19 protein-coding genes are annotated in these 19,623 nt (G+C 55.8%); 11 read left to right on the forward strand and 8 right to left on the reverse strand.

Annotation, left to right across the window (positions count from 1 at the left end; all coding sequences use genetic code 11):
* Positions 1-140 precede the first annotated feature (140 nt).
* Positions 141-899 carry an SDR family NAD(P)-dependent oxidoreductase gene (locus tag CA54_RS11775; protein WP_146370959.1) on the forward strand — a complete coding sequence of 253 codons (759 nt, stop codon included), beginning with the start codon at positions 141-143 and terminating at the stop codon, positions 897-899.
* 84 nt (positions 900-983) lie between these two features.
* Here CA54_RS11775 and CA54_RS11780 read toward each other — a convergent pair whose 3' ends face one another.
* The gene (locus CA54_RS11780) at positions 984-2,063 is read right to left on the reverse strand and encodes an acyl-CoA dehydrogenase family protein (RefSeq protein ID WP_146370960.1); all 1,080 of its coding nucleotides are present in this window, start codon (positions 2,061-2,063) and stop codon (positions 984-986) included.
* A 294-nt stretch (positions 2,064-2,357) separates the two neighbouring features.
* Here CA54_RS11780 and ilvN point away from each other — a divergent pair, with 294 nt between their 5' ends.
* From ilvN to CA54_RS11800, 4 genes are all read left to right on the forward strand, one after another.
* Entirely contained in the window at positions 2,358-2,852 is a 495-nt protein-coding gene (gene ilvN, locus CA54_RS11785; protein ID WP_146370961.1) for an acetolactate synthase small subunit, read from the forward strand.
* A gap of 123 nt (positions 2,853-2,975) precedes the next feature.
* On the forward strand, positions 2,976-3,974 hold the full coding sequence (ilvC, locus tag CA54_RS11790; RefSeq protein WP_146370962.1) for a ketol-acid reductoisomerase: 999 nt from the start codon (positions 2,976-2,978) through the stop codon (positions 3,972-3,974).
* A gap of 221 nt (positions 3,975-4,195) precedes the next feature.
* The gene (locus tag CA54_RS11795) at positions 4,196-5,143 is read left to right on the forward strand and encodes a hypothetical protein (RefSeq protein ID WP_146370963.1); all 948 of its coding nucleotides are present in this window, start codon (positions 4,196-4,198) and stop codon (positions 5,141-5,143) included.
* A 147-nt stretch (positions 5,144-5,290) separates the two neighbouring features.
* Entirely contained in the window at positions 5,291-6,190 is a 900-nt protein-coding gene (locus tag CA54_RS11800; RefSeq protein WP_146370964.1) for a hypothetical protein, read from the forward strand.
* Here CA54_RS11800 and lpxK read toward each other — a convergent pair.
* From lpxK to CA54_RS11825, 5 genes are all read right to left on the reverse strand, one after another.
* Entirely contained in the window at positions 6,154-7,227 is a 1,074-nt protein-coding gene (gene lpxK, locus CA54_RS11805) for a tetraacyldisaccharide 4'-kinase (RefSeq protein ID WP_197532404.1), read from the reverse strand. The genes CA54_RS11800 and lpxK overlap by 37 nt on opposite strands.
* Before the next feature lie 289 nt (positions 7,228-7,516).
* Positions 7,517-8,686 (reverse strand): isocitrate/isopropylmalate dehydrogenase family protein, encoded by a 1,170-nt coding sequence (locus CA54_RS11810; protein ID WP_146370965.1) that lies wholly within the window; start codon positions 8,684-8,686, stop codon positions 7,517-7,519.
* A gap of 172 nt (positions 8,687-8,858) precedes the next feature.
* Entirely contained in the window at positions 8,859-9,755 is an 897-nt protein-coding gene (locus tag CA54_RS11815) for a TIGR01777 family oxidoreductase (RefSeq protein ID WP_146370966.1), read from the reverse strand.
* A 143-nt stretch (positions 9,756-9,898) separates the two neighbouring features.
* Positions 9,899-10,315 carry a hypothetical protein gene (locus CA54_RS11820; protein WP_146370967.1) on the reverse strand — a complete coding sequence of 139 codons (417 nt, stop codon included), beginning with the start codon at positions 10,313-10,315 and terminating at the stop codon, positions 9,899-9,901.
* Positions 10,316-10,372: 57 nt separating this feature from the next.
* Positions 10,373-10,576, reverse strand: a complete 204-nt coding sequence (locus tag CA54_RS11825; RefSeq protein ID WP_146370968.1) for a hypothetical protein — start codon at positions 10,574-10,576, stop codon at positions 10,373-10,375.
* 213 nt (positions 10,577-10,789) lie between these two features.
* Here CA54_RS11825 and CA54_RS11830 point away from each other — a divergent pair, with 213 nt between their 5' ends.
* Entirely contained in the window at positions 10,790-11,533 is a 744-nt protein-coding gene (locus CA54_RS11830) for an ABC transporter ATP-binding protein (RefSeq protein WP_197532405.1), read from the forward strand.
* Positions 11,534-11,673: 140 nt separating this feature from the next.
* On the forward strand, positions 11,674-13,293 hold the full coding sequence (locus CA54_RS11835) for a putative ABC exporter domain-containing protein (protein WP_146370970.1): 1,620 nt from the start codon (positions 11,674-11,676) through the stop codon (positions 13,291-13,293).
* 85 nt (positions 13,294-13,378) lie between these two features.
* Here the strand turns inward: CA54_RS11835 and CA54_RS11840 are convergent, their stop codons facing one another.
* On the reverse strand, positions 13,379-13,915 hold the full coding sequence (locus CA54_RS11840) for a hypothetical protein (RefSeq protein WP_145379714.1): 537 nt from the start codon (positions 13,913-13,915) through the stop codon (positions 13,379-13,381).
* 795 nt (positions 13,916-14,710) lie between these two features.
* Here CA54_RS11840 and CA54_RS11845 point away from each other — a divergent pair.
* Together CA54_RS11845 and CA54_RS11850 are read left to right on the forward strand one after the other, a co-directional pair.
* On the forward strand, positions 14,711-16,105 hold the full coding sequence (locus tag CA54_RS11845) for an MBL fold metallo-hydrolase (protein WP_146370971.1): 1,395 nt from the start codon (positions 14,711-14,713) through the stop codon (positions 16,103-16,105).
* A gap of 9 nt (positions 16,106-16,114) precedes the next feature.
* The gene (locus tag CA54_RS11850) at positions 16,115-16,549 is read left to right on the forward strand and encodes an ASCH domain-containing protein (protein ID WP_146370972.1); all 435 of its coding nucleotides are present in this window, start codon (positions 16,115-16,117) and stop codon (positions 16,547-16,549) included.
* Positions 16,550-16,560: 11 nt separating this feature from the next.
* On the opposite strand, the gene CA54_RS11855 is transcribed toward CA54_RS11850, so the two are convergent.
* Complete coding sequence (locus CA54_RS11855) at positions 16,561-17,637, reverse strand: hypothetical protein (protein WP_146370973.1); 1,077 nt, start codon at positions 17,635-17,637, stop codon at positions 16,561-16,563.
* Positions 17,638-18,070: 433 nt separating this feature from the next.
* Between CA54_RS11855 and queC the strand changes: the two genes are divergently transcribed.
* Positions 18,071-18,781, forward strand: coding sequence for a 7-cyano-7-deazaguanine synthase QueC (queC, locus tag CA54_RS11860; RefSeq protein WP_390816745.1), 711 nt, complete (start codon positions 18,071-18,073; stop codon positions 18,779-18,781).
* A gap of 84 nt (positions 18,782-18,865) precedes the next feature.
* Positions 18,866-19,525 (forward strand): 7-carboxy-7-deazaguanine synthase QueE, encoded by a 660-nt coding sequence (locus CA54_RS11865; protein WP_261343733.1) that lies wholly within the window; start codon positions 18,866-18,868, stop codon positions 19,523-19,525.
* Positions 19,526-19,623: the final 98 nt, after the last annotated feature.

Below are 19,623 nucleotides of genomic sequence, written 5' to 3' on the forward strand. Positions count from 1 at the left end.
CCCGTTACGATATCCGTATTATCAAAAGTCGATAGTGATGGGCAATGGTGATTCGTTGAAATGCCGCGTATGGTGAAGTTTTCAGCGCATTGGATGTTGCGCGATATTTTGTGTTTGATTCAAAATTAGGATTGTGTTTTATGAAACTTGCCGGCAAACAGGCGTTGGTGACAGGTGCGGGACGCGGGATCGGCAAAGGCTGCGCGCTCGAGTTGGCTTGCGCTGGCGCGGACCTGGTGATTAACGATCGCCCTGGGAGTCCCGATGTGCAGGCAACCGCACAAGAGATTCGCGACTTGGGGCGACAGTGCACCGTGGTTGAGGCCGACATCTTTTCCCGTAGCGGCTGCGAGGACTTAGTGGAGCGCGCCGTTGCCGCTGTGGGGATGCTGGATATTCTGGTGAGTAACCCCGCTTACGCCGTGCGTTGTGAATTCCTCGATTATGATCCGGACGTGTTTGAAAAAGTGATTCAGGGAACACTGGTGAGCGGATTTCACGTGGCGCAATTGACGGCGCGGCAGATGGTCGAATCGAAGACGCCGGGACGAATCGTGTTCATTTCCAGCGTGCAAGCGGCGATGCCGTATCGGTTGAGCGTGGGGTACAACGCAGCCAAAGCGGGGCTGAACCACATGGCGCGGACGATTGCCGTGGAACTGACCGAGCACAACATCCGTGTGAACGTCATCGAACCGGGCTGGATCGACACACCGGGAGAACACATCGCCTTCGACGAAGAGACGATCCGCGAGCAAGGCGCGAAGCTTCCGTTGAAGCGATTGGGAACCCCGTCCGACATCGGCAAAGCGGCAACGTTTTTGTGTTCCGACGATGCGGACTACATTACCGGCGAAGTGTTGCGCGTGGATGGGGGGTTTTGGTTTAAGGACTGCTGAATTGGGTAGGCAGTAGGCAGTAGCGAGTGGCCGGTGGCCGGTGGCCAGAATGGGGGCGTCTTTTGCGTCGCGTTTTTCGAGGGCTTACCCGTCCATTGTGCAGGCGAATTCTTTGAGGGCGGCGGCGGCTACGGGTTGGGGGCAGGACCAGACGAGGAAGAACATGGCTTCGCGGACGGCGCGCTCGGCGGGATGGCCGGAAACGTAACCGGCTCCTTTTGTCGCCGTGAGGACTGCTTGCGTGCTGCGCAGTGCGAGTGAGTTTGCGCGGCGGCGGAGCGATTCGGCAGTGTGTTCGGCACCGGCTTCGCCGCGCGTGGCGGCGTGTAGGTCCTCGGCCAACTGTGTGGCGGACACGGCGAATTGCTCGTGGACTTCGGTGAGGTCGGGGCGCAGCGAAGCTTCTTGAGCGAGAGAGGTGACAGCGGCATTTGTCACGCCCAGCGCCAATGCGGAGGTGGTGAACGAACCGGCGCCGCCGGAGGTTTGTTTCATTACCTGTTCGACGGGCCCGGCGATCAACATGTCGCGAGGGACTTCGACATCGTTGAGCTTCACAGCGCCGGTTTGTGTGGCGGAGAGCGCCATCAAACTGACGGGGTCTTGCGGCTGGACGCCGGGGTGATCGGTTTTGATCGCAGCCAGGACTTGTCGTCCGTCGTCCAGCGTGCCGCCGCTGACAATGTAGTCCGCCGCCCGGGCACCGGTGACCCAAGGCATGAATCCCTCGAAGACGAAACCGGCAGCGGATTCGCGAACCGAGACCACTGGTTTGGCGACATGTTGCCGGGAGGTGGTCAGGTGCGAGATGCCCACCGTCGCAAAGATGTCGGCGTGAACCAAGCCGGGCAAGAGCGTGTCCCGTACGCATTCGTTGGCGGAGCCGGCGATACGTTGGATGGCGCCGTTGCGCTGTGTGAGGACAAAGGTGGTCGTGAGGCAAGCTGCGGCGAGTTGCTCGTAACCTGCGACCAATTCGGCAGCGGAGATTTCGGATCCGCCATAGGCGCGGGGGACCGTCCAACCCAAGACGCCCGCCTCGTCCAGCCAGCTCAATTGCTGGCTGGGCCAGATTTGTTGTTGGTCGAGCTCGCCGGTGGTTTCGGCGAGCCGTTTGAGCAATGGCTCGATCGGTTGTGTTGTGGGCGGGGAGTTGGATGCCATGCGAATACCGGAGTGTCGGCCTATCTCATACTACAGGAACAACTTGCGAAAGATACGCGGCGGTCATCCTCTATTGTCGAGTGTCGGCTGGCGGAATTCAAGTGTGGGGATTTGGGGGCGAAAACGGCGGACGCTTGTGATCCGAGGTCTCGACAATTACACTCTTTGCATTCAAGTTGCACAGGCAGGGAGGCGGTCTGCGCCGACCCGGCCGCGCTGATGGTGCACACTTGCCCGTTTGAGTGGGCAAGGCTTGCTTTTTACCCTCGTTTTTTGACAGGAGAATTTCGTTCTATGCGACACGTTCTCTCGGCGTTGGTGATGAACCAACCCGGGGTCTTGGCCCACATTTCCGGTATGTTGGCGTCCCGCGCCTTTAATATCGACAGCCTGGCTGTTGGTGAAACTGAGAACCCCGAGTTTTCGCGGATTACTTTCGTAGTAGCCGGCGATGATCGGGTACTCGATCAAGCACGTAAACAACTGGAAAAAATCGTTACCGTGGTCAAGGTACTGGATGTATCGCAAGAAGAATACGTCGAACGCGACTTGATGTTGATCAAAGTCAAAACGGAAAACGGGACGCGGAGCGACGTCAAGGAATTGACCGAAATTTTCCGGGGAAGCATCGTCGGTGTGGGGCCGGATCATGTGATGATCGAAATTTCCGGCCAAGAGAAAAAACTGGTAGCGTTCGTCGAAGTGATGCGACCATATGGCATCATCGAACTCGTCCGCACCGGACGGATCGCCCTGACCCGCGGGGCGGAGAGTGCGGTTGGGAAATAACGGCTGATGTCTAAGTGTTGATATCCTGGTTCCCAAACAGAGTTTGGGAACCAGTTAACGACGATTCACAATAAACCTAACAAACCACAGATTGTAATTCGCAGAAACTGAAAGAGCAGAATCATGGCCGCGAAGATTTATTATGATGACGATGCCGATTTGGCATTACTCAAAGACAAAACCATTGCCATTCTGGGCTACGGAAGCCAGGGGCATGCCCAGGCACAGAACCTGCGTGACAGCGGGTTGAATGTGATCATCGGACAGCGTAAGGGCTCGGCCAATTACGACTTGGCTGTGAAGCATGGCTTTGAGCCGGTCTCGATCGCCGAAGCGACCAAACAGGGCGATTTGGTGAATATCCTGCTGCCGGATGAAGTGCAAGGCGATTTGTATCATAGTGAGATCAAACCGAATCTCTCGCCGGGCAACTTGCTGCTTTGCTCGCACGGTTTCAACATTCACTTCGGCCAAGTTGTGCCCCCCGAAGGTGTGGACAGCGCCTTGGTGGCTCCCAAGGGACCGGGCCACTTGGTGCGGTACGAATACGAAAAGGGCGGCGGTGTGCCGAGCTTGATCGCTTTGGGCGACGGCGCGTCGGACAGTTCGCGGCAATTGGCGTTGGCCTATGCCAAGGGAATCGGCGGCGGCCGTGCGGGAATCATTGAAACGACGTTCGAAGAAGAGACCGAAACGGATCTGTTCGGCGAACAAGTCGTGCTGTGCGGCGGCGTGAGCGCGCTGGTCAGCGCGGGCTTCGAAACGTTGGTCGAAGCGGGTTATCAGCCGGAGATGGCGTACTTCGAATGCATGCACGAACTGAAATTGATCGTGGATTTGATGTACCAAGGTGGCCTGAGCTACATGCGGTACAGTATCTCCAACACGGCTGAATTCGGCGACTACACCCGCGGACCGCGGATCGTCACCGAAGAGACCAAACAGGAAATGAAGAAGATTCTCAAGGAGATCCAGGACGGCGAATTCGCCAAGGAATGGATTTTGGAGAACAAAGCCAACTGTGCGACGTTCCTAGCGAAACGACGTCGGGGTCAAACCTCGGAAGTCGAAACGGTCGGCAAGCAGTTGCGGAGCATGATGAGTTGGATCGACGCGAAGTAATTTCGCGGTGATGAATTGATATTCAAAACGACCGTTACCTTGATTGGTAGCGGTCGTTTTTTTGTGCTTGGGTATCACGCTCAGCGGAGCCGGGGGGGAACTTTGAAACGGTTGGCGAATTTTCTTGCTCCCCAGAAATTCCCGCCGTAGGATGGGGGCTTGAGAATTTCGTTTTTTAGAAATTCGCCATGCAATCACCACGAACTGAAAGGGCCGTGGACATGTCCGAAACCGCTCACCGTTATTATCGCCCGTCGAGTGCTGCTCCGATTTCCGGCATCATTACCATGTTCACCGTCGGCTCGCTCGCAGCAGCTGTGCTAGCGGTGATTTATGGATTGGTGGCGTATTTCAACCCGCTCGTCTATTTCACATTCATTGCCGCAGCCATTTTTGGGGCTGGTGTCGGAATGGCTATTCAGTATGGCACACGGATTGGGCGGGTCAGGAATCGTAAAGTCGTTATCGGCGTCAGTTTCGTGATTGCGGCGGTTGCTGTGTATCTGTGTTGGGTGGCCTATGTGTCGTTGGTCATCCAAATGAACGCCAATGCAGAAGACAAAGCTGCGATCGGCCTCGTCGTCACGAATCCGGTGGCTGTCGCGGCCTTAATCCAGTTTTTTGCTGAAAACCCACTGTGGGAAATGCGCGGTTCGAAGCCGTCGGCCTCGGGGCTTTATACCATTTGGGCGATCGAAGCGCTGATTATCGGGGGCGTGGTGCTGCTCACGGGGGTGGGGGCATGCATTCCGTTCTGCGAAGCGTGCAATCGGTGGACGGAACCGGAAGAAGTGGCTGCGAAGATCCCGTTGGAGAACGCGGCCGATTTTTCACAAGCCTTGGAAGGGGAGCAGTATTCGAAGCTGTTGGGGTTGCGCAGCGGGACGGTCAATCCGTTGGACTGCGTGCACCTGACTGCTTATGCGTGTCCCCTGTGTGAAGAGGCAGACCACCTCACCGCAGTGCGGAAGACGACGTCGACCAATGACAAAGGTGAGGAAGAGACGCAGGAACAGACCGTCTTCGAGAACATGATTGTCCCACACTCCGTGGTCCAAGGGTTAGCCACCTTGCCGGCAGAGGCGCCAGCGGAGGAGGTGGTTTTGTCGAGCGAGGAAACGGTGCCCCCGAAGGCGGATGTTGACGTCGAAGAGCCACCGGCGGTTTGATGGTATTGTTACCAATGCAGAGCCGGGGACTCGCGGAATTCCGTAAAGTCTAATGCTCCTCAATATATCTGCTCGCTAGGTGCCATCGATGAGTTTAGTTGTTGGAAATCCGCCGCGTGTTCATTGCGCCGTGAAAGGGTTGCGCTGATGCCTGAAGCTGCCGATCGTTATTACCGCCCATCAAGTGCTGCTCCGATTTCGGGTATTTTCACGATGCTCACCGTTGGCGGTCTTGCGGCCATGGTGATGGGCGCAATCTACGCACTAGTTAGTTTTTACGATCCGTTTGTCGTCTTTAGTTTTTTTGGGGCTTTGATCATCGGTGCCCTGGGAGGATCGGCGGTTGACTATGGGGCGCGCGTGGGCAAGGTCCGCAATCGAATTGTTGTCCATAGCGTGAGCATTGTTGTCGGATTGTTTTTGGTCTACGTGAGTTGGGTTGCCTATATCGGCCTGCTCACTGGTTCTATCATTCTTTCGCCGCAAATTATTTGGCAAGTGATTCAAATCATTGCCCAACAAGGCGTCTGGGAATTCAACGGTGAAGAGCCGCTGGGTGCGGAACTGTATGTGATTTGGGTTTGCGAAGCTGTAATGATTTGCGGGCTGGTCATCGTGTCAGGATACAGAAAAAGACCTCCCTATTGTGAAGCATGTGGGCGCTGGTCGGAAGCAATGGGATTGGAGGTACGGGTTTCATCGGATTGTCGCGATGAACTCGTTCAGGTCCTTGAAACCGAGCGTTATTCGGCACTCATGGAGTTTCGAAGCGAGATTATCCACGACAGTGACTACATACAGCTGACGCCGTATCAATGTCCTGGTTGTGAAGAATCCTGTTTCCTGTCTGCCTGGCGAGTCATCACTGAAATTAATAAGCAAGGCGCGTGGGAAACGAGAACACTCGACTTATTCAAGGACATGATCGTCCCCCGTGAAATTATCGATGGATTAACGTCCTTCCCGCAAGAGGTCCCCGAAGACGAAGAGGGTGATCTAAGTGAGGACGGTTATGCTTCCGCAGAGTCGGAGGCTGTGGATGATTGAGTGAGGCGGGTCAGCGCCGCTGAGAGCGTCTCTTCGCCGCGATTGATTTTGCAGCCGATTTCCAAGGCCCACAGGGGAACGCCATTTAATTCGGTCATGTTCAGTTTGACGAGGTCTTTTTGCGTGACGAGCGCGGCTGCTGCGTTCGTGTCTGCGGCCCAACGTTTGAGTTGTGTGACGTCGTCGTTGCCATAGGGGTGATGGTCGGGGAATTCGCGAAACGCGGCGATTGTCAAACCGAGGGTTTCGATGGCTGCTTGAAAAGCGGTGGGGTTGCCGATCCCGCAGAAGACTGCCAACGGTAGTCCGTGCAGCGAATTGATTTCAGCCGTTTGGCCGGCAGCGTTGATTAGCCGCACCGGAGGGAACGAGATTTCGACCGGTTCAGCACGAGTGTATTGGGCAATTTGTCGGCGTATGGCAGCGAGACGGTCTTCGTCGACTTGATCGACGCGGGTGATGACAACGACGTCAGCGCGGCGCAAACCGGTGCGTGGTTCTCGCAGCAAACCGCGCGGCAAGAGATAGCCATAGCCCCAGGGATTGACGGCATCGATTAAGGCGATGTCCAGATCTCGGTGTAGGCGGCGGTGCTGGAATCCGTCGTCTAAAATGAGTATTTCTGAATCGAACTGAGCGACGGCTGTCTGTGCGGAGGCGACGCGGTTGGGGTTTTGTAGGTGGGGGACATTAGGGCAGAGTTGCTCGAGCACGCGGGCTTCGTCGTTGACCTGCCCCGATTCGGCGCGGTAACCGCGGCTGAGGAAGCAAACCTGCCGGTCGTGTTCGCGAAACCAATGGGCGAGGTAAGCAGCGAAGGGGGTCTTGCCGGTGCCGCCGGTGGTGAGGTTGCCGATGCTGACCACTGGAACGGGGGCGCGATGAATCGTGTGCAGGCCGCAATGGAAGCCCGCGTTGCGAAGTCTAACGCCGCAGCCATAGAACGGTGAGAGCAGTCGCAGGCCGCCGCGCGCCAGCGTAGCGGCCGCTCCTCGCGTTTGTCCGGAGATCAGGTCGCGGAAGGATTTTTCATTCACGACGGGACGATAGCCCGGAAGGAATCACCGCCCAGCAGCACTGGCGGACAAGCCGCCAGTGGCACCCGACGAATAGTTAATGGTTACCGCTCCAAGGCACTGGCGGACAAGCCGTCGGTGGCACCCGGTGCCGGTGTTTCAAAGCGGCAGGCGGGAGCCTGCCCTACTTTTCTAAGTCGTTTCAAAACCCTCTGACGCGAATCGCTGAGACTGATCTGCAAGTTGTCGCAACAAGCGCAACCGGGTTTTGAAACTGATTCTGGCCACAGGCCACTCTATCCACTGCCGACTACATGCGACGGCAGATGGCTTCGGCCATTTCTTGGGTGCCGACAGCTGTGGGGTCGTTGCGGTCGGGTTTCATGTCGTAGGTCACTTCTTTGCCTTCGGCGATGACTTCGGCGACAGCGTTGTCCAACTTGGCGGCGGCTTCGTGTTCGCCGATGTGGTTCAACATCATTTTGCCGGAGAGGATCAAGGCGACCGGGTTGACCTTGTTTTGGCCTTTGTACTTGGGAGCACTGCCGTGCGTGGCTTCGAACATGGCGGCTTCGGTGCCGATGTTGGCTCCCGGGGCGACACCCAGTCCGCCGACGAGTCCGGCACACAGGTCGCTGAGAATATCGCCGTACAGGTTTTCGGTGACGATTACGTCATAGAGTTCCGGTTTTTGCACCAACTGCATGCACATGTTGTCAATCAGGCGTTCGTTGTATTCGATTTCGCCATTGGTATCGCTGACTTTACCGACAAGAGCGGGGTCAGGTTGGACGCCTTCGGCCAAATCGGGCCATTCGAATTTCGCGCCGTAGGCCAACGCCACCGCACGGGTTTCATCGTACCACAGCCCATCGGTGAATTTCATGATGTTGGCTTTACAGACCGACGAGACGATCTTGCGTTTGTTGTCGACGGCGTATTGGAAAGCGTAGTCGGCGATCCGTCGCGTGCCTTCGATAGAGATCGGTTTAATGCTCACGCCGGTGGTGTCGCTGCCGGTATCGATTGTTCGTCCGGTGGCGGCTTCGTTGATCTTGGCGATCAATTGCGCGGTCCGTTCCTCACCAGCTTGGAATTCGACGCCGGCATACAGGTCTTCGGTGTTTTCACGGACGAGCACTAGGTCGACGTTGGAATCTTCGAAGTAGGTTCGCACGCCCTTGTAGGTTTTGCAGGGGCGGACGCAGGCGTACAGGCCGAGTTCTTGTCGCAAGAAAACGTTGACGCTGCGAAAGCCTTTGCCGATGGGGGTCGTGATCGGGGCTTTGAGGGCGATTTTGTTGGCGCGGATCGATTCCATCACGCGGTCGGGGACTTTGCCCTCGGCTTCGATGACTTCAATCCCGCACTCCTGGAAATCCCAATCAATTTTCACGCCGGTGGCATCGACGCATTTTCGCGTGGCTTCGGCAATTTCAGGACCTACCCCGTCTCCGGGAATCAACGTCACCTTGTACATAAAAAACCTGCCTGTGCGGTCCGATGGAACCTGAAATTGAGTAAGAACTTGCGTCGATTCCGCGCGGGGAATCTGAGTTAAACGTGCGATGTCAAACGGTAGCAGAACGCAAGGGGGTTTTCAACTAAGGGTCCCGGGGCAATTCGCGACGCAGCTTGTGGGCAGCGATCGGCTATTTGAGTAATGCTTGCAGGCAATTGCCGAGCTGATCGTGTTGAAATGTAAAAGCGGCGTCGCGCAATTTGTCGGGAATCACGCGGGCACTGGCCAGTAGTAACCCGTCGGCCATTTCCCCGAAAGCCAAACGAGCGGCAAAGGCGGGCATGGGCAGTACGGTCGGCCGTGAAAGGACGGCACCGAGTGTTTTGGTGAACTTCAAATTGGTCACCGGATTGGGGGTCACGATATTGACCGGCCCCTCTAAACTGGGGACGTCGAGAATGAATTCCATCGCTCGGACCACGTCAAGCAAGGAGACCCAACTGTAGTATTGTTCTCCGGTGCCGATTTTCCCTCCGACGCCCATTTTGAATGGCGTGAGCATTTTGGCCAGCGATCCGCCATCGGGGCTGAGGATCATACCAAAGCGGAGGTTGACGACACGGACTCCTTTGTCGCGTGCGGGTTGGCAGGCGGCTTCCCAGGCTTGGCAGACCTCAGGTAAAAATCCGGTCCCGGGAGAACTTCCTTCGTCCAGGGTCTCGTTTCCGCGGTCGCCGTAGAAGCCAATGGCTGAGGCGCACAGAAATGTCTTGGGCGGATGCTCAAGCTTTGCGGCGGTTTCGGCGAGCAAGCGAGTGCTATCGACTCGGCTGTCGCGGATGCGTTCTTTTTTTTCGGGAGTCCAACGTCCTTCAGCAATATTGTCGCCGCCGAGGTGAATGATTACGTCGACACCTTCCAATGCGGCGGGGTCTAATTTGCCGGCGGCTGGATCCCAGAAATAATCATTTTCAGAAACTGAGATGCGGCGGCGGACGAGTCGAGCGACGTCGTGTCCTGCATCAAGAAATGCCTGAACAACCGCTCCTCCCACAAGTCCGCTTGCTCCGGATACCAAGAATTTCATTGGACTAACGTCTCCTGTACGTGCCGACGGGAAGCGCAGTGATCGTGCGATGAATGATATGAACCGAGAAATGGCGGCAAAGATTAACCGCTGCGTCCCATCATGATGTCTGGAATGTTAGACAACAAGGCAAAAATGACCACTTAGTCCAGATTCGCGCCACTGACGTATTGAATGATGCCGGCAACAAACAGCGCTAACCCGATGGCGAGGATGCTGAACACGACGATCGCGCCGCGGCTAACCAGCGCCAACAAGCCTGCCCCAGCCAGCAAACCGGCACCAGCAAGAATGCGGTACCCGCCGGTGCGACGATTGGCGCGGCGGACGTTACGGCGCGCGGAGGTGATGATGTCGTCGGCGACGATTTCACTGAACCCTTTGTCGACGAGTCGTTGATGCACGCAAAGTACAGATGCGCCGTGGGAGATGTCGAGTTCGGCTTGATTGGTTTCGTAATCAGCGGTGGATGCCAACGGCGGCCGGTAGTCACCGCAAGCGGGGCAGGTTACAGCTGTGGGGGTAAACTGTGTATCGCAATGAGGGCAAGTCACCAGCATGGGGGGCATCCGGGGTGTGAGATCAGCGATGTGAAAACTGTGGTTGTGGCGGGCGTGTTAGTCTTTTCCCCAACGGTCGGCAGCGGCAAACAAACGTGTGATGGGAAGTTCAAAGCCGGGCAGAATGTCGGTGCGGTAGGTTTTCATTTCCGGCACAATTTGTTCAGCGACGCCCTGGTCGGTTTGGTGATAGACGGTCATGGCGATCCCGTTCAACTCAGGGCCGAGGTGATATGTTCCCTGGTTCTCGGTGATACTCATGCGTGCTGCTCCCCATCAGAAATTCGGGTGGACTGCTGCCCTTATTGTACGCGCAATTCGGGCAGCTTCGAAGACTTTTTCCCGGATATTATGGCTGAGAATGTCTTACGGGGGATTAGCTCCGATTGTCTCGGCGGCGGGGGGGACCTATGATGCATCGTGATTGAGGGACCAAACGGGTCGAGTTTTCTACGTCGTTAAAGGCAGATGCAAGTGATTTCGATCCGGGATTTCCACAAGACCTACGAAAAAACGGTGGCGGTACGTGGACTGTCGTTCGACGTTGAGCCGGGGCACATCTTGGGATTGGTCGGTCCCAATGGTGCCGGGAAGACCACCACGATGCGGGCAATCGCGGGGATTTTGCCACCGACGCACGGCCGGCTTTTGGTTGCCGGGCATGACGTTGTGGAAACCCCCGTTGCTGCCAAACGAGAACTCGCGTATGTCCCGGACGATCCGCATTTATTCGACGCATTGTCGGTTTGGGAACATTTGGAGTTCATCGCTTCGGCCTATGAAGTCGCCGATTTAGAAACCGCAGGAGTATCGCTGCTGGAGCAATTCGAGCTGACCGAAAAACGAGATGCGTTCGCGCATGGACTGTCGCGGGGCATGCGGCAAAAACTGGCCATTGCCTGCGCCTATTTGCACAATCCGCGGGCGATTCTACTCGACGAGCCGCTGACCGGATTGGATCCGCGGGGCATCCGCATCATGCGGGAGTCGATTAAGCAGCGTGCCGCAGCGGGGGCGGCGGTGCTAGTGAGCTCGCACTTGATGTCGTTGGTGGAAGGCTTGTGCACGCATGTGTTGATCCTTAGTTCGGGCAACCAATTGTTCTTCGGAACCATCGCTGAGGCGCGTTCAGCTTACGAGGAGTTGGGTGGTGAAGCGTCGTTGGAGGATGTGTTCTTTCATGCAACAGAAGGCACGCGGACGCAGAGTGAGGCTTGAGGGGTGTTCTTTCACGACTGGATTGTTGGTGGTGTGTTCAATTGCTATTCATTTCCCAAGCGGCGTTCTATGTCATTCGACTTTTGCGAGCCAATCCTGTCCCCTGTAGCCTCAGGCCTGTAGCCTAAAAAGGTCCCCTCATGCATCCGGCTTTGTGGAAACTATTGTGGTTACGGTATCGCGCGAATTTGCGGCGGACGTTGAGTGGCCTGAAGTCGGTTCGCGGAGCGATTACGTTTTGTTGCGGCGCGATGATGTTGGTTTTGATGCTGGGGTCCAACGTGTTTGTGCTGTTGAGTACGCCTCACGAACCGCAGACTGAGTTATTGCGGACGATGGTGCCGGTGTTTCTGTTGGGCTTTACGCTGTTGAGTTTGAACTCCAGTGCAAAGTTGCAGGCGATTCATTTTTGGCCGGCGGAGGTGGACTTTTTATTCGCCGGCCCGTTTGCCCGTCGCGAGTTGTTGTACTACAAGATCGCCGGCAATGTGGTGGGGGCGGTTTTTCTGTCGCTGCTGTTTTCAACGTGGACGACTAGATACGCCGTGTCGTGGTGGTTTGTGATTGCGGGATTGTTTTTGGCCATCTGTTTTGTGCAGTTGCTGCAAATCGCCTTTGTATTGGTGGTGCAAACGCTGTCTGAGCACGGTGTGTCGTTGTCGCGAAAATTGATTCTACTGGCGTTGGGGGTGGTGCTGGCCATTGCCGTGTGGAATGGCTTGGAGGCGCGTCAAGGGGATCGACCGCAGGATTATGTAAACGCCGTGCGGCAGACAACAGCGGGCATTGTGTTATTGGCTCCCTTTGATATCTATGGTCGCGTGATGGCCGCCGAGCAGGTGTTTCCGGAATTCATCCTCTGGGCCAGTGCGGCGGTGGCAATCAATGCCGCGTTGGTGCTGCTCATTGTGCAACTAGACGCGAATTATTTGGAGTCCGCGGTCGCCGGCAGTCAAGCGGTCTATCAGCGGATGCAGCGGATGCGGAGCGGGAACTTTAAGTTCACCGCCAACGAAGGGGCCATCGGTCGCCGGCTTCCCCAATTCCCGCGTTTGGGCGGAGTGGGGACCATCGCGCGGCGTCAATTTACGAAAGCCTTGCGGAGCTCGATGTGGGTTCCGCTGATCATGATTTTCGTGGGTGGCGGGGTTGTGCTGTTTTTGGTGCACAAGATGGAAGGCGAAAACTTGGTGGGGGTGCTGGTGGGGGCATCGGTGTATTGCACGTTTATTTTTTCATCGCTGTTCCCGTTTGATTTTCGCGGCGATTTGGAGCAAATGGAATTGCTCAAGCAGTTGCCGCTACGGCCGATCGCCATTGCTGCCGGAGAGTTGGCGGCGCCGATCATTTTGGTCACGCTCTTGCAGTTGGTGTTGTTCGTAGTGGTGGCGGTTTTCACGGGCAACGTGCTTGTCGCTGGATTGGCGGGCGTGTTTGTTGTGCCGTTGAATGTGTTGTTGTACGGCGTGGAGAACGTGACGTTTCTGATCTATCCGGTCCGGATTGCCGCCAGTACGCCGGGCGACTTTCAACACTTCGGCCGGCAGATGATGATGATGATGGCCAAGATGCTGTTCTTGGCTGTGATCGTCGGATTCGCGACTGGCGGCGGAGCAGCGGCGTATGTGCTGTTGGGGAAATCTACAGCGGCCGGATTGATCGTCGCATGGAGTCTACTGATGCTCGCCGTGGCAGGCATCTTGCCACTGGTGGCTTGGGCGTTTCAGCGGTTTGATGTTTCGCGGTCGTTGGCGAGTTGAGCAGGTTGGGACGCAGTCCGTATGGCCAGCAAGCACTGGCGGACAAGCCGCTAGTGGCACCCCAACGAATCGCTTTGACTTTGCGCTAATTTTGGCCAGCGTCGTTTTGATGTTCGTGGGGTAGGTTTTCCCACTCGGCGCGGACCTGATGCAGACCGGTCATGCAGAGTTCGAACTCTTCGCTGAGTCGTCGCAAGATGGGTGCTTCGTCGCGATACGGTTCGTCATCGAATGTGCTGGCGATGAAGTAGGAGCGTTTGCCCTGTGCGCAGTAGTCGATCAATTGATCTTTGGAACTGGCGCCTTGAAATCTCGGCAGAGCTTCGGGGTAGACCCCGGTCCAGAAGAGCGTGTAGTCGCCAATGTGGCGGAAGGCTTCCCGTTGCGGTTTGGCTTGTCGAGCCTCCGCTTCGGCCAGCATGTCGACCACTTCGTTGAGGCAGTTGCCTTCGACGTCACGGACGCGATACATGGCATCGGTGCGGATGAAACGGAGCAGTAACTTGGAGAGGTAGTCAATCAGCGGAGGATCGGCGATGCCCAGATCGTTCTGGAACGTGTGCTCGGTCAGAGCGGCAAACAGGCGGTCCAGGGAATTCTCCCCACTGATCGGAGCGACCATCACTTCTCCTTTGTCTGGCTACATTACGGACGGACTCACTTCCCAAGATCTTCGCAATGAAGATTTCTGGATTCGGCGTGGATTGTGGTAACAGCGTGGAAACTCTTAACGCGATGTGCTGTTTCGTCTGTTTCAATTATAGGTGATGTACGGAGTCACTGTCGTCTATTTTCGAAGACTTTCGACAGTGGTCGTCCGTGGTGGGACGCTGGCTCGGTACTCAATGAATTTTATGCGAAATCGCATTCCGTTCAAAGGGGGATTTCGCGAGGCGTTATCTCATAAGGACTTACGGCGAGGCGATCGCTTTGGGACACCTCCTATCAATTCGTCATATGTCCATTCGATTTCCAGCTTTACAGAGGGGAGTTTGGTTTGTGGCTTTGACTTTTTATGGTGGACAAATCGACTGATGGCGGTCCTCATCCCCTGCCCTCCTAAAGCAATAATTTGTATTTGTCCGTGGGAAGACAATCAACGGGTGGCAGCGATTGCCAATGGCAATCGGTGTGCCGCAGGCACAAGAAGCAGCAGTTTCAGCTGTCCGTGCCAACGAGACTCTGCTTGTGTAGGCACGCGGGAATTGCGGCTTCTTGCGGGCTGCGCCCGCCCCGATAGCGAAGCTATCGCGGCCACCCGTCTGGTGGGGAGTCCTCACCTTCGGCCCCTTTCCCAATGGGAGAGGGGAGAGAGATGGGCGGGCATTACAATGGCGTGCGGGTGTTGAAGTTGATATATCGGAGGCAGCGGCGCTTGGCCGTTTTAGGATCGGCAACCGAACAGGGAGGTGACAGCTTGAAGATCACTTTTTGTGGTGCGGCTGGAGAGGTGACGGGGAGCCAGCATTTGTTGGAGTTCGGTGACCTACGCGTGTTATTGGATTGCGGTTTCTTTCAAGGACGCCGTGCGGAGTCGCGACGGAAGAATGAAACGTTTCGCTGTGATCCTCCCAATTTGGATGCGGTGATTCTCTCGCATGCGCACATCGACCACTGTGGGAACCTGCCGGGGCTGTATCGCGCGGGGTTTCGCGGGCCGGTTTTTTGTACCGATCCGACCGCCGATGTGGCCGACATCATGCTGCTGGATTCGGCGCGGATTCAGGCCGAGGATGCGAAGTATCTCGCGCGGCATCTGGAGCGAGGGCAAGTGCCGCCTGAGCCACTCTATGACGAGGACGATGTCCGCGCCGTTGTGCAATTGATGGAGCCGATGCCGTACAACGAATGGTTTACGCTGAATCCGGCGCTGCGTTTGCGGTTTGTCGAAGCGGGGCACATTCTCGGTTCGGCGATCTGTGAATTGGAATTCAAGGAACGCGCGCGCACCCGGCGGTTGGTCTTCACCGGTGACTTGGGGCGGCGGAATTTGCCGTTGTTGCACGATCCCCAACCGGTCGATGGTTGTGACATTTTGATATCGGAATCGACCTACGGCAATCGCGTGCATCCCCCGGCGGCGGATTTGAAACAGGCGCTGTTGGAGGTGATCCAAGAGGCGGTCCATGAAGGCGGGAAGGTGATCATCCCGGCGTTCAGCTTGGGACGCACGCAGCGGGTGGTTTATTTTTTGAATCAACTGACCAACGAAGGCCTACTGCCCGAGGTGCCGGTGTTTGTAGACAGTCCGTTGTCGAATCGGTTGACGTCGGTTTATCGGCGGCATGCGGAGTTGTTGGACGCCGATGTGCAATCGACGTTGATGACCGATGCGGACGCGTTTGGGTTTCATGGGCTGACGTACATTGGCAACCGGCAGGAGAGCATGGCGCTCAATCGTCGCAAGGGGCCGTTTGTGGTGATCGCCGCCAGTGGGATGTGCGAAAACGGGCGGGTGGTGCATCACCTGAAAAACTCGGTCGAGGATCCCAAGAACCGGATTGTGATCATCGGTTTTCAGGCGGCGCATACTCTGGGGCGGCGGATTGTGGAGCGGCGCGAGAAGGTCAGCATCTTCAACCGCCACTACAAACTCAAGGCGCAGGTCAAAACGCTCAATGGTCTGTCGGCGCATGCTGATGTCGAGGATTTTAAGTGGTGGTACGACCAATTGGCATCGCGCGGCGGCGTGCGTCAGGCGTTTTTGGTGCATGGTGAGCCGGAGTCCTCGCAAAGTCTAGCGACAATCCTGCGAGACTATTGCGACGAGGATCCAATCATTCCCCAGCAGTTTGAATCGTTCGAGGTCTAATCGCTCGCCGTGTCCGTCCCACCCACCGACAAGCCGCACCCCGATCCCGACCAAATCACCGTAGGAATTCGCCAACCGTGGGTGGAATTGATCCTACAGGGTATCAAAACGATCGAAGTCCGCACCGTGAACACCCGCAAGCGGGGGCGGATTTATCTGTACGCCTCCAAGAAACTGGCCGAAACACCGCCTGCACTCGCAGCCGCCAAACGGCACGACCTAGATGTCACCCCCCTGCCCCGCGGCGTGGTCGTGGGAAGCGTCGAATTGCACAACACGCGACCGATCCGCAAACGAGACGCGACGGCGGCCTGTGTGCCCGCAGCGATGTTGGACGGGCAATACGCCTGGGAACTGCGCGACCCGGTGCGGTTTGCGGAACCGTTGGAGGTGTTGTTTTTGCCGTATGGGGTTTGGTTTTATCCGTGGAAGCGTCGCGGGTGAATCTGTGGGGCTTATTCCTTGTTTTTGACCTCAGGAGAAACTGTGGAATCTGTTTGCTGATAAAGTCGCCATAATTTCAAGGTTTTTCCGACATAATCATGGGGTATGAGGATTCCAAATTCGTCGGGCTGCTGGTTTGGAATCAAGCTTGTAATCGGACCGTTTGGTGATGTGGAAAGCTTATATTGATTTGAAATCATCTGGCTCATCGTTCCGATGATGGTAAATGGTTCTTGATTTGAAGCTTCGTCATTTGGCAATTCTGGCCGCAATTGCATATCCAAGTAATTCAAGAGATTGTCTGTTACACTTGCGTATTCGAATATGTCATTCCATGTTCCGTTCAATATGAGAAACCAAGTAATTCGCTCCTCAAGGGGGTCGACAACTTCAATGTCATCTGCACATACGCATGCCTTCTTGACTGTGAACAAAGTCTTTCCATTGGCGCTCAGATTCCTTGGTTTGTCTTTGTCAGCATATACTCTAAGTGACAAGGGCGGTACCGTCCCGATCATGTGGTCGCCCAATAGCGACATCTCATTGTGCTTGAAGGCATAATCCATAGTGATTTCGATGGTCGGAGTATTGACGTCAAGTCGATTCGCTTCCAACAAGGTCCAACATCCCCAACGTGCCCAGTAAATCGCAATTTTTAGTGGGATTTCATTGAGCTTGGCATATTCTTTTAATGAGTGGAGATATTTCCCTTTAATTGTATATTTTTTATGCGGCTTTTTTTGGTAGAAATTTTTTACTTCTACAAGCATGCGTCCATGCTGTCGAGTGACGATTCGAAAATCCGGTTGCTTTAAATCGCCGGCAATATCAAAAAATGCACCACCGTCTTCTTCCTTAATAATAAGACATTCGCCCATTGCCGCTGCGACATGAGCGAACATCGACTGTGTGCGAAAACCATGAAGCCGAGCGCCGTGGGCAACATGCTCTCGAAGCGACGAAGTAAGCTTTTCCAATAACAATTCTTGTGTTTTGTTTTCAGTGATCGGTAATTGGTTAGCGCGAGCAATGTCATCTATTGATTGAATTAATGAAAAATTCTTAGGATCGACTGGATGTCGTAGCATTAGCGAGACCTCAAAAAAGATGCCATAAGTATGGCTCCGGCCGAGTAGCTCTTTGCATTTCCGCAACCACGACACCACGCGTCGCTATTGTGCAAAGGCTACTGCCAATTTAGATCCTAGCCGAATCCAACGCAAATGGTCCGCACAACGGACCCTACAAGATGGATAGACACAGCCAACCTAAAACGGTTCCGTCTTGCAAATTATGATGCTGCCGATGAATCCCCTGCAGGAGCTTATTCAGCATATCGGGGTAGTTGCGGTTGGCAAAGCGAGCGGCGCGGGTGAAATCGGCCGTTGGGGCAGGCCTGTCCCCTGCTTACGCCTCACTTGTCGCTGCAAATGACAGACCCTATACCGATCTGCTAAACTCGACCGTTGGCCCGCCGTAGGGGGCGGTTTGCCGGGTTTTTTGTCTCTTTGAAACTTTTGAATTGTTATGTCCACTTCCGGAAAACCGGCGGTTGTGCTTGTTAGTGGTGGGTTGGATTCGTCCACCGTGCTGGCGATTGCGCGTGAGGCTGGGTTTGAGCTGTTTGCGTTGACGATTGATTACGGCCAACGGCATGCGCAGGAATTGCAGGCGGCGGCGCGGGTGGCTGCGGCGTTTGGTGCCTCGCGACATCTGGTCTTGCCGTTGGATTTGCGGGCGATTGGCGGGTCGGCGTTGACTTCGGCGACGCCGGTGCCCAAGCATGCCGCGGTGGAGGAGATTGGCGGCGGCATTCCGGTGACGTATGTCCCCGCGCGGAATACGTTGTTCCTTTCATTGGCGCTCGGCTGGGCGGAGACGTTGGGGGCGTTTGATATTTTTTTGGGGGTGAACGCCGTCGATTACAGTGGCTACCCGGATTGCCGGCCGCAGTTTGTCGATGCATTTCAGCATTTAGCGAACCTGGCCACCAAAGCGGGGGTCGAAGGGGATGGGGTTTGGCGGATTCACACGCCGTTGATTGATCTGACCAAGTCGGAGATCATTCGTCGCGGCCAGGAACTGGGTGTGGATTACGGTTTGACCATCAGCTGTTACGATCCCAGCGACGCGGGCCTACCCTGCGGGCAGTGTGATGCATGCCTGTTGCGGTTGAAGGGCTTCCACGATGCGGGGTTGGAAGATCCGCTGACCTATCCGGCGCAAGGCTGATAACGCTTCTCGCGGCTTTTCTATTCTGTTTTTACCAGATCCTTTGACGAGACCACTGTGCAGATATCCGAGATTTTTCATTCCGTGCAAGGCGAAGGCCGCTACAGTGGCGAGCCGTCGGTTTTTGTGCGTACCTCCGGATGCAATCTGCGGTGTTGGTTTTGCGATACCCCATATACCTCGTGGAATCCTGAAGGGGAAAATCGCTCGTGGGATTCAATTGTGGAAGACGTTCTACAATACGATTGCACGCATGTGGTGATCACCGGGGGAGAGCCGATGCTGCAGGCTGAGGTCCAGCCGTTGGCGGCAGCACTGCGTGAACATGGAAAATTCATCACGGTGGAGACGGCCGGGACGGTCGATTTGTTGCTGCAGGCGGATTTGATGTCGATCAGTCCCAAACTCTCAAACTCCGTCCCCAGTTTGGAACGGGCCGGGGAATGGCGCGCGCGACATGAGCGCGACCGACATCGCCCGCAAGTCATTCGCCGGTTGTTGCGGGATTATGATTACCAGTTGAAATTCGTGATTGATCAGCCCAGTGATCTTGACGAAGTCGAGGCGTATTTGGCGGAAATCCCCGAAGCGGAATCCAGCCATGTCTGGTTGATGCCGCAAGCCGTCACTGCCGCAGCCTTAACGGAGAAGTCGGCCTGGATCGAAGCCGCAGCAGTTCAACGCGGCTACCAGTTTACCTCGCGGCTGCACATTGAGCTGTATGGGAATGTGCGAGGGAAGTGACGCAGTAGGCAGTAGGCAGTAGGCAGTAGGCAGTAGGCAGAAATGATTTGCCTGTTCGCTCGGGTCTGTTGCCTCAAGCCTCCTGCAGAGAATCGCTC

The sequence above is a fragment of the Symmachiella macrocystis genome (assembly GCF_007860075.1).
Taxonomy (GTDB): Bacteria; Planctomycetota; Planctomycetia; order Planctomycetales; family Planctomycetaceae; genus Symmachiella; species Symmachiella macrocystis.

Coding starts and splice junctions, on each gene's coding strand:
- CA54_RS11775 (WP_146370959.1), top strand. CDS start 141: ATGAAACTTGCCGGCAAACAGGCGTTGGTGACAGGTGCGGGACGCGGG.
- CA54_RS11780 (WP_146370960.1), bottom strand. CDS start 2,063: ATGGCATCCAACTCCCCGCCCACAACACAACCGATCGAGCCATTGCTC.
- ilvN (WP_146370961.1), top strand. CDS start 2,358: ATGCGACACGTTCTCTCGGCGTTGGTGATGAACCAACCCGGGGTCTTG.
- ilvC (WP_146370962.1), top strand. CDS start 2,976: ATGGCCGCGAAGATTTATTATGATGACGATGCCGATTTGGCATTACTC.
- CA54_RS11795 (WP_146370963.1), top strand. CDS start 4,196: ATGTCCGAAACCGCTCACCGTTATTATCGCCCGTCGAGTGCTGCTCCG.
- CA54_RS11800 (WP_146370964.1), top strand. CDS start 5,291: ATGCCTGAAGCTGCCGATCGTTATTACCGCCCATCAAGTGCTGCTCCG.
- CA54_RS11810 (WP_146370965.1), bottom strand. CDS start 8,686: ATGTACAAGGTGACGTTGATTCCCGGAGACGGGGTAGGTCCTGAAATT.
- CA54_RS11815 (WP_146370966.1), bottom strand. CDS start 9,755: ATGAAATTCTTGGTATCCGGAGCAAGCGGACTTGTGGGAGGAGCGGTT.
- CA54_RS11820 (WP_146370967.1), bottom strand. CDS start 10,315: ATGCTGGTGACTTGCCCTCATTGCGATACACAGTTTACCCCCACAGCT.
- CA54_RS11825 (WP_146370968.1), bottom strand. CDS start 10,576: ATGAGTATCACCGAGAACCAGGGAACATATCACCTCGGCCCTGAGTTG.
- CA54_RS11835 (WP_146370970.1), top strand. CDS start 11,674: ATGCATCCGGCTTTGTGGAAACTATTGTGGTTACGGTATCGCGCGAAT.
- CA54_RS11840 (WP_145379714.1), bottom strand. CDS start 13,915: ATGGTCGCTCCGATCAGTGGGGAGAATTCCCTGGACCGCCTGTTTGCC.
- CA54_RS11855 (WP_146370973.1), bottom strand. CDS start 17,637: ATGCTACGACATCCAGTCGATCCTAAGAATTTTTCATTAATTCAATCA.